At 72.5% G+C, this 11,976-nt stretch carries 14 protein-coding genes; all 14 read left to right on the top strand.

Going from position 1 to position 11,976, the window contains the following annotated elements; translation table 11 throughout:
• The first annotated feature begins 67 nt into the window (after positions 1 to 67).
• Positions 68 to 379 (top strand): hypothetical protein, encoded by a 312-nt coding sequence (locus ABIH81_RS18750; protein ID WP_349876181.1) that lies wholly within the window; start codon positions 68 to 70, stop codon positions 377 to 379.
• Positions 380 to 382: 3 nt separating this feature from the next.
• Complete coding sequence (locus tag ABIH81_RS18755; protein ID WP_349876182.1) at positions 383 to 2,263, top strand: hypothetical protein; 1,881 nt, start codon at positions 383 to 385, stop codon at positions 2,261 to 2,263.
• Complete coding sequence (locus tag ABIH81_RS18760) at positions 2,260 to 2,490, top strand: hypothetical protein (RefSeq protein WP_349876183.1); 231 nt, start codon at positions 2,260 to 2,262, stop codon at positions 2,488 to 2,490. The genes ABIH81_RS18755 and ABIH81_RS18760 overlap by 4 nt, the downstream gene beginning before the upstream one ends.
• Positions 2,483 to 2,710, top strand: a complete 228-nt coding sequence (locus ABIH81_RS18765; protein ID WP_349876184.1) for a hypothetical protein — start codon at positions 2,483 to 2,485, stop codon at positions 2,708 to 2,710. The genes ABIH81_RS18760 and ABIH81_RS18765 overlap by 8 nt, the downstream gene beginning before the upstream one ends.
• 3 nt (positions 2,711 to 2,713) lie before the next feature.
• A complete protein-coding gene (locus ABIH81_RS18770) occupies positions 2,714 to 4,927 on the top strand; it encodes a phage minor head protein (RefSeq protein WP_349876185.1) in 2,214 nt (737 codons plus the stop codon).
• 845 nt (positions 4,928 to 5,772) lie between these two features.
• Positions 5,773 to 7,476 carry a major capsid protein gene (locus ABIH81_RS18775; protein ID WP_349876186.1) on the top strand — a complete coding sequence of 568 codons (1,704 nt, stop codon included), beginning with the start codon at positions 5,773 to 5,775 and terminating at the stop codon, positions 7,474 to 7,476.
• A gap of 64 nt (positions 7,477 to 7,540) precedes the next feature.
• Positions 7,541 to 8,368: a hypothetical protein gene (locus ABIH81_RS18780; RefSeq protein WP_349876187.1), complete on the top strand. Its 828-nt coding sequence runs from the start codon at positions 7,541 to 7,543 to the stop codon at positions 8,366 to 8,368.
• 9 nt (positions 8,369 to 8,377) lie between these two features.
• Entirely contained in the window at positions 8,378 to 8,713 is a 336-nt protein-coding gene (locus ABIH81_RS18785) for a hypothetical protein (protein WP_349876188.1), read from the top strand.
• Between the two features lie 179 nt (positions 8,714 to 8,892).
• Positions 8,893 to 9,480, top strand: coding sequence for a hypothetical protein (locus tag ABIH81_RS18790; protein WP_349876189.1), 588 nt, complete (start codon positions 8,893 to 8,895; stop codon positions 9,478 to 9,480).
• A 165-nt stretch (positions 9,481 to 9,645) separates the two neighbouring features.
• A complete protein-coding gene (locus ABIH81_RS18795; protein ID WP_349876190.1) occupies positions 9,646 to 9,957 on the top strand; it encodes a hypothetical protein in 312 nt (103 codons plus the stop codon).
• A gap of 24 nt (positions 9,958 to 9,981) precedes the next feature.
• Complete coding sequence (locus ABIH81_RS18800) at positions 9,982 to 10,263, top strand: hypothetical protein (RefSeq protein ID WP_349876191.1); 282 nt, start codon at positions 9,982 to 9,984, stop codon at positions 10,261 to 10,263.
• Between the two features lie 93 nt (positions 10,264 to 10,356).
• Complete coding sequence (locus ABIH81_RS18805; RefSeq protein ID WP_349876192.1) at positions 10,357 to 11,364, top strand: N-6 DNA methylase; 1,008 nt, start codon at positions 10,357 to 10,359, stop codon at positions 11,362 to 11,364.
• A 118-nt stretch (positions 11,365 to 11,482) separates the two neighbouring features.
• Entirely contained in the window at positions 11,483 to 11,659 is a 177-nt protein-coding gene (locus ABIH81_RS18810; RefSeq protein ID WP_349876193.1) for a hypothetical protein, read from the top strand.
• Positions 11,660 to 11,688: 29 nt separating this feature from the next.
• Entirely contained in the window at positions 11,689 to 11,880 is a 192-nt protein-coding gene (locus ABIH81_RS18815) for a hypothetical protein (protein WP_349876194.1), read from the top strand.
• Positions 11,881 to 11,976: the final 96 nt, after the last annotated feature.

Genomic DNA, 11,976 nt, shown 5'->3' on the forward strand with positions numbered 1-11,976 from the left:
GGCGGCGACCCGACGAGGGAAGCGCGACTATCCGGTCGCAATGCCTCCGCCTATGCTCATATCCGTGATGAGGCTGATCGAGATCGTGGTGGTGCTCTTCGCCGTCGCCCGCGTGACCAGGCTGGTCACCGCCGACGAGATCACCCGGCGACCCCGGGAAGCGATCGTGAAGCGGCTGCCCGAAGGCAGCCCTTACGCCTACCTGCTGCTCTGCCGCTGGTGCTTGTCCGTGTGGGTCGCCGCGCCGGTGGCCACCGCCTGGTGGCACATGTCCGACCTTTCCCGCTGGTCGGGCTACTGGTGGGTCGACGTACCCACCGTCGCATTGGCCCTGTCCTACGCAACCGGCTTGCTGGTGCGCGCCGAGCCGGGGGAGTAGCGCATGGGCTGGTGGGGCACGAAGCCCAACGTCGACAGCGCGGTCGGCAAGGCGACCGCTGTCGTCGCGTCGGCGGCGAAGATGCGCTACGACTCCAGCGGCAGCCTGCGCAAGGTCACCAAGCAGCAGTGGCAGGACGAGGCGTGGCGGCACTACGAGGAGTGCGGCGAGTTCGCGTTCCTGGTCGACCTGATCGCGAAGGCGATGGGCCGCGCCCGGCTGTACATCACGCAGGTCGACGACGAGGGCCGTCCGATGGAGACGCCCGACCAGGCGCCGGCCGGCGTCAACGAGACGTTCCTCGGCGGCCCCAGTACCCAGGCCGAGCTGCTGCGCGACGCCGGCATTCAGCTCGGTGTGCCCGGCGAGTGCTACCTGATCGGCGAGCCGGAACGCGACGCCGAAGGCAAGGCCACCGACCGGGAGCGGTGGTTCATCGCGTCGGTTGAGGAGCTGACCGAGCGGGCCGGGAAGTACGTGCTCGACCAGGGCGACGGGGCGCGCGAGCTGGAGTCCGACGAGACGGTCATCGTGCGGATCTGGGTGCCGAGTCCCCGCAAGCACGCGCTGCCGTCCAGCCAGGTGCAGTCCAACCGGCGGGTGCTGCGGCTGATTGAGCGGCTGACGCAGTACGTGCAGTCGCAGATCGACTCCCGGCTGGCCGGGGCGGGCATTCTGCTGCTACCCAACGAGCTGAGCTTCGTTGCGCCCGAGCAGGAGGAGGACGCCGAGGACGGGGTGTCGTCGTTCCTGTCGACGCTGACCGAGGCGATGACCACCGCGGTGAAGGACCGCGACAGCGTGGCCGCCCTCGTCCCGATCGTGGTGCAGGGCCCCGCCGAGCACCTGGAGAAGGCGCGGCTGCTCAGCTTCGCCACGGAGCTGAGCAGCGCGGTGCCGGCGATGCTGGACGGCGCGATCCGGCGGCTCGCGCTGGGCCTGGACGCCCCGCCGGAGATGCTGCTGGGCATGACCCAGGCGAACCATTGGGGCGCCTGGATGACCGACGAGGCGACGATCAAGTACCACGTCGAGTCGAAGCTGGAGCTGTTCTGCGCGGCGCTGACCGAGCAGATGCTGTGGCCGGCGCTGGAAGGCGCGCAGGGTGTGGCCGACCCGCGCCGGTGGATCGTCTGGTACGACACGTCGGAGCTGACGCAGACGCCGGACAAGGGTGCCGACGCGAAGGACCTGTACGGGCTGGGCGAGCTGTCGGGGGATGCGCTGCGCCGGGAGACGGGTTTCGGTGACGGCGATAAGCCGACCGACGAGGAGCGGGAGCTGCGGCGGCTGCTGGAGATCATTCGTACGGTGCCGGCGGCCGGGCCGCTGTTGGTGACCCGGCTGCTGGAGGTCGCCGGGGTGAGTGTGCAGCTCGACGCGGAGGCGTTGAAGCCGCAGCCGGCCCCCGCCGAGCTGCCCGGCGGCGGCGTGCCGCCCGCCGACGAGGAGCCGACGACGGAGCCGCCGCCGCCCGGCGACACCGAGGACCGCGGCCCGCCCGAGCAGACCGCGATCGCCGCCGCGGCGGCCGGGCCGATGAGCGCGCCGTTCGTCGCCGCGTGCGAGGTCCTGGCGCTGCGGGCGCTGGAGATCGCCGGCAAGCGGGTGCTTGGCCGGGAGAGGTACCGGCACCAGGGGTTGAAGGCGTGGGAGTACCACACGGTGCGCCAGTCCACGCCGACGTCCGTGCCGAAGCTGCTGGACGGCGCGTGGACGGCGGTGCCGGCGGTCGCGACGAAGCTCGGCATCGACGCGGAGCGGCTGACCGCCTCGCTGACCGCGTACGTCGGCGGGCTGCTGGTGACCGGCGCGCGGCACGACGTCGCCGAGCTGCGCGAGCACTTGGCGGCCACGGTCGCCGGGGAGCTGGTGCCGGCATGAGCGCGACGATCCTGGCGCCGGACCTGGTGCCCGCCCACGGGTACGCCTGCCAGCGGTTCAGGCGCAAGGACGGCTGCGAGCGGCTGCGGTGGACGATCTGCCGCACCTGCGGGTGGTGGGGCGACCTCTGGGAGGGCGACCAGCCGCCGCTGACCGACGCCGGCCACGTGTGCGACCCGGAGACGGTGGCGCGGCGCAACGAGGCGAGGAGGAGAACCGATGGCTGACCCGGCGAATGTGTCCCTGACCCAGCTGCGCGACTGTTTCACGGCGGCGGGGATCGACCTCGGGACCGACTTCGTGAAGCTGGAGCTGCACGACGACCTGCTGATCGTGGAGCGGCTGATCCGCAGCCCGGCCGGGCTGCCGGTGTCCCGCCCCGACGGCGGTGTGCAGACCCAGGGCGTGCAGATCCCCGTGCTCGCCGAACCGCCGGCGGGTGGCTGAGCCGTGACCGACCAGCCGGACCCGTGGCTGCCGCTGCGCCTCGACCACGAGGCGCGGGTGGTGGCCGCCGAGCGGCGGATGCTGCGGGCCGCCCGCGCGGCGCTGCGCGTCTGGCTGGGCGACGCGCGGGCCGTCACGCTGCCGGTCACCGCGGCGGCCCTGCCGCCGGACCCGTCGGCGCTGGCCGGCGCCGGGCAGGCGTGGTTCGAGGCGATGACGGTGCACCTGGTGCCGGCCGCCGAGAAGACGTTCCTGGCGGGCGTGGCCGACGGGGGCGGCGACGTCGAGCTGCTGCGGGTCGCGCAGATGAAGGACGAGTACCTGGCGGCGCTGCCGAACCGGCTCGCCGGCGTGCCCGACAGCGCGTGGCAGCTGGTCGTCGCGGCGGTCGCCGAGCTGACCGGCGAGGGCGCGAGCGTGCCGCGCATCCGCGAAGCGATCGAGACGATCCTCGGCGAACGGTCGTGGGAGGACCGGGCCTTGACGATCGCCCGGACGGAGACGATCGGCGCGTACAACGCGGGGACGTTGACCGCCTGGCTGACCGCCGAGCAGGCGCTCGACGAGAAGCTGGACAAGGTGTGGGTGGCCACGCACGACGAGCGGACCCGGGACGACCACCGGGACGCCGACGGGCAGCGGGTCGCCCTGGATGGCGTGTTCATGGTCGGCGGGGTGCCGATGCGGTACCCGGGCGACCCGGCCGCGCCGCCCGGGCAGACGGTGAACTGCCGCTGCACGATGATCGAGGTGGAGGCCGACGAGCCCCTGCCTGCGGTCCCGAAGCACCCGTGGCCCCGGCGTGACCGGGCGACCGGGTTGGACATCACGGTGACGGCGGCGGCAGCCGCGAAGGGTGGCAAGCAGATGGCGACGTGGAAGGGGACGCTGGCGCCGCTGGGTGCCAAGTCGGGCGACCGGCGGATCTTCGCGGCGGACGGCGAGTGGTCGTTCCGCGAACTGCCGCTGGCGCTGCGGTGGGCGCGCGAGGACGCCCCCGCGCACGAGGGCGCGGTGACGATCGGCCGGATCACGACCGGTGAGGTGCAGAAGACGAAGCTGGTCGGCGCGGGCGACTTCATCGACGCGGTGCCGGAGCTGGGCGAGGCGCTGGAGCTGCTGCGCCAGGGCGTGCTGTTCCCGTCGGTGGACCTCGACGACTTCGAGTTCGTGTTCACCGACGCTGGCGGCAAGCCGATCGAGGAAATGTCCGACGAGGAGTGGGAAGCCTTCATGGAGGCCGGCGAGGAGCCGTACATCACGGTGACCAAGGGCCGGGTGATGGCGGTGACGCTCGTCGGGACGCAGGCGTTCATGGAGGCGAAGCTGGAGCTGGTCGACGACGAGCCGGCCGACGGCGAGCCCTCTGATGAGGCCGAGCCCTCCGAGGAGGAGGAGCCGGTCACCGCGGCCGGCGCGGCGGCGAAGAGCAAGCAGGTCGCGCCGCTTTACCCGCCGAGGGCGTGGTTCGACGACCCGGGCTTGACCGAGCTGACCCCCATCACGGTGACGGCAGATGGGCGGGTGTTCGGGCACCTGGCGGACCGGGACTGCCACCTGTCGTTCCTGACCGGCGGGCAGTGCGTGATGCCGCCCGACGAGGGCGGCTTCGACTGGTTCCACCGGCCGGAAATCCAGACCGCGGAGGGGGACCTCGTGGCGGTCGGACACATCACGGCGGCGACCGGGCACGCCGACCTGTCCGCGAGCGCGGCGGCCGCCGTGGAGCACTACGACGACACGGGCACCCAGGTCGCCGTGGTGCGCGCTGGCCGGGACGCGCACGGGACGTGGGTCGCCGGATCGCTGGTGCCGGAGGCCACCGAGGAACAGGTGCAGCTGCTGCGCCGGTCGCCGCTGTCGGGGGACTGGCGGTGGATCGGCGGGGCGCGACAGCTCGTCGCGGCGCTGTGCGTCAACGTCGGCGGGTTCCCCGTCGTGCGGGGCCGCTCGTCGGGCGGGCGGGCGTACGCGATGGTCGCCTCCGGGTGGGCGGGCTGGCGTCCGTCCGACCCGGATGCCGGCCGGCGGCGGGACCTGGCGGCGCTGTCCCCGGCAGCCTTCGAAGCGGCGGTGCGCCGCGCCGTGGCGGCCGGGTTCGCGGCCGAGCGGCAGCGGGCCGCCACCGCGGCGCAGGCCGAGCGAATCGCCGCGTCGATCGGCCGGGACCGCCGGACCCTGGTGGCGGCGCTGTCCGACCAGGTGCACGCCGAGTAGGGAGGGAAGCTGTGGGTTGCAACTGCGGCAGCAAGCGTCGGGGCAGCAGAGTGTTCGTGCTGTCCTACGGCGACGGCCGGCAGGGCGGCGAGTACGCGTCGAAGACGGACGCGGAAATCGCCGATGTGCGCAAGGGCGGCGGTGGCACGATCCGCCAGGTGCAGAAGTAGGCAGCGGTGCGGCGCCCTGGTGGCGCCGCACCGCAGCGTCTATGTCATGGGCCGCCACCCCCGTTCCCGGGGCCAGCGGCGCCTGGGGTGAGCTCCGGGGGACTTCCTTCCGGGTTCACGTCAGGCGGTACTGCCTGGTGCTGATGTCCGATGGGTGGATCGCCAGGGTTTTCTGGCGAGAACGAACACTTGATGCGGAACGCAACGGCTTTCCACTCGACCTCGACGTGTCCGCCCGTCCTCTCGACCCGCCCCACAAGATAGTGAGCCGAGATGATGAGCAGCAGCGCGGTCGATGGGGGAGTAACCGCGGCGATCCAGCTCGCGGCTTCTCCCACTGTTGCGTACCTACCTGGCGGTACTGGGCTTCATGACATGCCCACCTTTCCTGCTCGGTGCTTCGAACTCCTCTTGTCGTCGCTGCCCGTGTAGGCGCCTGCGACTCAGGCGTGGTGGTGGGCAGTTACACACTGCCGTTCCGCCTTCGAGTGGGGCTGCGTTGGCGGCTCACGCAGGTTGTAGCCACGGAGGATGACGGCGGCTGCCGAACCCCCGGTCGACCACCATCGTCGCAGCCGGGCGCTTGTCGCATGGTGGGTTACGCTGTGCGCTGAACCGCCGATGCTGGCTGCGGGCCGGTCGGGACGAGATCCCTACCGTGCTGAGGAGCCGACGGTGGACTTTCAGATCCCTCCGAGCCTGGACGGGCTCGATCTCGATGCGCTGACCGAGCTGGAGAGCCAGGCGGTTGCGGCGTTCGACGCTCTCCGCGACGACCCGGCCCTGGACGCGGACGGCCTTGCCCGGCTGCGTGAGCTGGCCGCGTTCGTCCAGTCCGTGCGTACGGAGCAGGCGCGGATCGAGCAGGCGGCGGAGCAGGTCGCCTCCGAGCTGGACGACCTGACCGCGACGGTGCACGGCGCTCCGGAGGGCGGCGATGGCAACGGTGACGAGGGCGACGGCGGCGAAGCCGAGGAGGAGCCGGCCGAGGAAGAGCCGGCGGAGGAGCGACCGGCGGAGGAGCCGGAGCAGCCGGCGCAGCAGCAGCCCACGCCGGTCGTCGCGTCGCTGGCGCGCCGCGCGGCCCGCCGTCAGCCGAAGCCGAAGGTGACCAGCGCCGGTAAGTCGGCGGTCATCAAGGCGGCGGCCGACGTGCCGAATGTGCCGCACGGGCACGTGTTCTCCTCGGTGTCGGAGGTCGCGTCGGCGTTCGACGACAAGTTCGCCGGCTTCCCGCGCGGGGTGGGCGTCGCGACCCGCATCAAGCAGAACGTGGCCCGGGTGGAGCTGCCCGTCGACCAGGCGCTCGTCGCCGGGGGCCGGGGCCTGACCGATATGGAGCTGGTGGAGCTGGCTGCGTCGGAGTCGCGGCTGTCGGGTGGCAACCTCGTCGCGGCCGGCGGATGGGGCGCGCCGTCGGAGACGCTGTGGGAGCTGTGCGAGGGCTTGGAGACGACCGAGGGTCTGCTGGACCTTCCGGGCATCACTATCCCCCGCGGCGGCGGTATCAAGGTGCCGGCCAACCTGGACTTCCGCGACCTGTATTCGGGGATCGGCTTCGTGCAGACCGAGGCCGACAGCACCGCGGGAGTGGACAAGTCCTCGTACCGGGTGCCGACGGTGAACTGGGCCGAGACGCGCCTCGAGGTGGACGGGGTGCAGATCGAGCAGGACATCGTGCAGAACGCGGTGTGGCCCGAGCTGACCCGGGACGTGGTGCGGCGCACGCTGACCGCCCACGAGCACAAGATCAACGCCCGGCTGATTCAGCGGATGGCCACCGCCCCGGCGCAGTCGACGCAGTTCGCGCTGACCCTCGGTGGCGACGTCGACGGCGACGAGACCACCACTGCCCTGCTCGGCGCGATCTCCCTCGCGGCGACGGACTACCGGTACCGGTACCGGCTGAGCCGCCGGCAACTGCTGGAGTGCGTGGCGCCGCTGTGGCTGATCGACTGGATCCGGGCGGACATGAGCCGCCGGGCCGGCGTGAACTACCTCGACGTGACCGACGAGCAGATCACGGCGTGGTTCACCCGTCGGCACCTGCGGCCGCAGTTCGTCTACGACTGGCAGGACGGGTACGCCGACGCGGGCGGCAACGGCTTCGGCGGCAGCGCCGCCCCGGGCCAGTGGCCGGCGAACGCGGACCTGCTGATCTACGCGCCGGGCACGTGGGTGAAGGGCAGCAAGCCGATCATCGACCTCTCGGCGGTCTACGACAGCACGAAGCTGAAGGACAACGAGTACATCGCGCTGTTCACCGAGCAGGCGACGCTGCTGGTGAAGCGGTGCTTCGTGTCCTACAAGGTGAGCGTGCCGCTGTGCCCGACCGGCGTCACCGGCAGCACCGTCGCGTTCGACTGCTCGGCGGTCTGAGCTACCCGTTTGACGGGGCCGCGCCCGCGCTGGGCGCGGTCCCCAGCCAATGAGGAGATGACGGGTGACGCAGCCCCTGGTGTATGTGGACGCCCCGGCGACGACGCCGTACCGCTTCGGGCTGTTCTCGGCGGCGGCTGTGGTCGACCCGGCCGACCAGCGCGAGTTCCAGGCCGGCGTGGAGTGGGAGCCGCAGTGCGTCGACGCGCCCGCGCCGACGAGCGCGGCGGCGGCCTCGGACCCGGCCCGCGCGCCGATGGCGCTGCCGGACGGGGTGCCGTCGGTGAAGTCGGCGGTGATCCGGCTGTACGCCGGCCTGACCGGCCGGTCGGTGGCCCGGCCGGACCTGCTCGACCGGGCGCGGCGGGCGATGGGCCAGGTCGAGCAGCAGTCGCTGGAGCACTACGTGTGGACCGGCGAGGCGGGGAGCGACGAGTTCCTGGCGGCGGCCGACACGGAGGTCCTGGCAGGTTCGGATCTCGCGCCGGTGCCGCTGGAGGAGGGCGTCGGCCGGCTGGAGGCGCACATCGCGGACCGGGCCGGGGTGCTCGGCGCGCTGTGGGCGCCGCGGTGGACGTCCGGGTGGTTCCAGGGCAAGGGCCTGACGCGGATCGAGGGTCCGCGCATGGTCGCGCCGCTGGGCGACCCGATCGTGTTCGCGCAGACGACCGGCGTCGGTCCGGGCGGCGCGGCGCCGGGTGGCGACGAGGCGTGGCTGTACGCGACGGGGCCGGTGATGGTGCGGCGGTCGGCGGTGTTCCTGCCGAAGCTGCCGGAGGCCTTGGACCGCAAGGACAACGAGGTGTTCGCCGTCGCGGAGCGGTTCTACACGGTGGGGTGGAGCTGCACGACGGCGGCGGTGAAGGTCAAGCTGCCGGGCGTGCCGGCGTAGGAGGGTGACATGACGGTGATCTACCCGAAGGACCGTGCGGACGCGCAGGTCCTCGCGAAGGAGCTGCTGGCGGCGGCCGGCGAGGAGCGTCGCTTCGAGGTGCAGACGACGACGGACGGCCCGGTGGGGCTGGCGTTCGACGTGCCGGACGACCTGGCGGACAAGGTGCTGAGCTCCGGCGACGGCCGGCAGCGTGTGGAGGCTCCCGCGGAGGCTGAGGCCGCCGCGCAGGGCAGGTCGGCTGACGCCGGGGCCGACGGGTCCGGGGCGGACGCCGAGCCGGCGGACGGTTCCTCCCAGCCGCCGGCGAAGGCGTCCCGGTCGTCGCGCAGCTCGCGGAGCTGACCGGAACCCCTCGCCCTGGGCCGCGCCGCCTCACCTGGTCTCTTCCCCGTGCCAGGTGGGGCGGCGCCTTTGTGTGACCCGCTACATGGCCCGAGGCGTACATAAAAATTGTGCGCGGGGATGAAACTCACATACAATGAATATGTACGCAACGCGCTACCCCTACAGGAGGGTCTGAGATGGACAAGCGGGTCAAGGAGCTGGCTCTGGAGTTCGGCGTCGAGGCCGAGGCCGCCGACCAGTGGGGCCTGATCGCCCAGCTGGCGCGGGCGGTGGTGGAGGCCGAGCGGGAGCTGGAGCGCCACGCGCGTGAGCTGACCGGCGCGACTGAGGACGCGGTGGTGACCGCGAAGGCGGGCGACCTGCGGACGTCGGTGCGCGGCGACCTGCTGGCCGCCGTGAGCGACAAGGCGGGGGCGGTGGACGCGGCGCTGATGAAGGTGGCCGAGCGGCGGCAGGCCCTGGCGCTCGTCGCCGAGAGCGTGAAGGCGGCGCGGCCGAAGCCGGCGCCCGAGCTGGCCGAGCGCGACGAGGTGACCTGGACGCTGGGCCGCCGCACCGAGCACCGCGGCAAGGTCGACCAGGTGATCGACGGCCGGGTGTGGGTGATCGACCGCGAGAACGAGGTGACCTGGGTGCTGGCGGCGAACGAGGTGACGAAGGTGGAGCCGGCGAAGCTGGCGGAGCACGCCGACTGCCGGGGCTTCGACAGCCAGGACCAGCACTGGCACTGCCACACGCACGAGGTGTACGAGCAGCCCTGGTGAGCTGAGCGGCCCGACGCCCCTCGCGCCCTACGTGGGCGCGGGGGGCGTCGTCGTTGTGTGGCCCGCTCCACAGCCCGAGGCGTACATAAAACTTGTACGCTGGCCTGGCGGTCGCATACAATGAAGTTGTACAGCAAGCCGCCCCGGCTGCGTGAGGAGTGCCCGATGGCCAAGGAGCTGAGCTACGAGATGCAGCGGACGATCGCCGCCCTGGAGGCGTTCACCGAGCACATCCGGTGGCGCGTCGCATCCGGCGAGGGCCTGATCCCGCGCGAGACGGAGGAGCAGGAGCGTGCCCGCCTGGCCCACAACCGGCGGGTGCGCGAGCACAACGCGCGGGTGCTGGCCGAGCGCGAGCGGGTCGCCCGCGAGAAGCAGGCGGCGGCCAACCGGCGCGAGGCGGCGGCGGTGCGCAAGCGGCTGTGCGACAGCTGCTTCTGCGAGCTGCCGGCGTCGGGCGTGTGCGGCAACTGCTGACCGAGCGAGAGAGAGGGAGATGACGTGGGCATCGAGCTGATGGAGACCGAGGCGACCGCCGAGCGGTGGGAGGTCGTCAAGCTGTCCGACGTGGAGGACGGCGACGTCCTGTCGTTCGACCTGGCGGCGCTGGCCGAGCGGCGGCACGAGAGCGCGCCGCGCGTCGACTGGTCGCGGGTGATGGAGGAGGCCGCCGCCGTGGCGGGCACGGACGACCTGGGCGAGAGCGTGCGGGTGGACTTCTACGACCTGGCCTGCCCGACGGTGGTGGGCGTCCCCGAGATGGAGGTGTTGCGGCTGGTCTGAGCCGCCCGAGCGCCCCCGCAGCCGAGCTGGCTGCGGGGGCGCTGCCGTTCCCGCCGGCGGGCAGGCCGCCGGCAGTTCACGTGGAGGAAGAGCATGACGACAACGACGGTGGCGCGGCGCGCGAACGCCGTGCCGGCCGACCCGCGCGAGCACGCGCGGGCGATCGCCGAGGCGGTCGACGAGGCGTGGCACAGCCGGTACGGCGGCTCGCGGATCGAGGTGCCGATGAGCGTGGTGGCCGCGCTGGCGCTGGTGGCCCGGGAGGCGCCGGGCCCGGAGCAGCTGGACCGGCTGGCCGAGGTCGCCGAGCGCCTCGACCACGAGGGGTTCACGCTGCTGATCCAGCGGCTGTGGTGCGAGTTCGCGGCGCTGCGGCCGGACCTGAACCCGCGGACGAAGCACCTGTGGTCGTGGATCGACGACGAGCCGGACGAGACGACGCAGAGGGCGATTCACGCGGTCGGCCAGGCGGCGCTGCGGCGCGGGGTGCTCGGCCGGTTCGGGCCGGACGGGTGGGGCGACTACGACCTGCTGGGGACGCTGCTCCAGCAGATGAAGAGCCACGGCGGGCGGAAGGGCATCGGCCAGTTCCTGACGCCGGTCGACGTGACGGAGCTGCTCGGCCGGATGGCCGCGCCGAAGGAGGGCGATCGGATCCTGGAGCCGTGCGCCGGCACGGGCACGATGTTCCTCGGCGCGGCCCGGGCCATGCGGGAGAACGGCCTCGACCCGACGACATGCGAGTGGTGGGCGAACGACCTGGACCCGCTGGCGGCGGCGCTGTGCGCGGTGAACCTGCACCTGTGGGGGCTGGGCTGGCGGGTGGTCGTCGGCTGCGGTGACGGCCTGCTGGACGTGTGGATGCACGAGGCCCTGGAGCACCGGCAGATCGCGATCGACGAGATGCGGCGGGCGTGGAAGCTCGCCATGCAGATCCGCGCGGTGCGGAACGTGCTGGAGCTGCCGACGCCGGAGAGCGACCTGGAGCGGCACATGCGGAAGGCGCGGCCGAAGCCGCCGCCGCCGCCCCCGCCGGCGCCGGCGCCGGACTCGTCGACGTTCGACGCGGAGGCGGTGTTCCGGCAGGGCCGGCTGTTCTGACCGGCCGGTTGTGTGACGCGCTCCACGGCCCCCCGCGTACATAAAATCTGTACGCGGGGAAGCCGGTCGCATACAATGAAGTTGTACAGCACGCGCACCCTGAGTAGCGGAGGCGGAGATGGAGAAGCTGGTGGAGCTCTTCGAGGTGACGGAGCGGCGTGGCGGGGCGGTCTACCGCACCCGGTACGTGCGCGACGAGTGGGTGGACGTCGACGCCCGCGCGCCCGAGGGCTTCGTCTACGCCAACAAGTCGACGAGCTACGAGGGCCGGACGCTGCGGATGCGCCGGGCCTGACGGGGTGCCGAGGACGAGGAGAGGTTGAGATGGGCAAGAGGACGATCCAGGCCGGCAAGCGCGCTGCGGTGCAGTGCAGGTCGGGTGGCCACTGCTACGACGGCGAGGACCGCTGCGTGCACTGCCGCGAGCACATCGGTGACGGGCACCAGCCGGACTGCCCGCACGCGGACGAGCCGGACGACGAGTGCGACGCGCGGCCGGCGGGCGTCGACTGGTGACTGCGCAGGCGGGGCTGGGCGGGTGCCCGGCCCCGGTGCGGAGTTCCTAGTGGGCTCTGGCTGTCCGGTCGCCATTGACGATTGCGGCCGGACAGG

Origin of the sequence: Micromonospora sp. HUAS YX12, assembly GCF_040215685.1 — a bacterium.
Lineage (GTDB): Bacteria > Actinomycetota > Actinomycetes > Mycobacteriales > Micromonosporaceae > Micromonospora > Micromonospora tulbaghiae.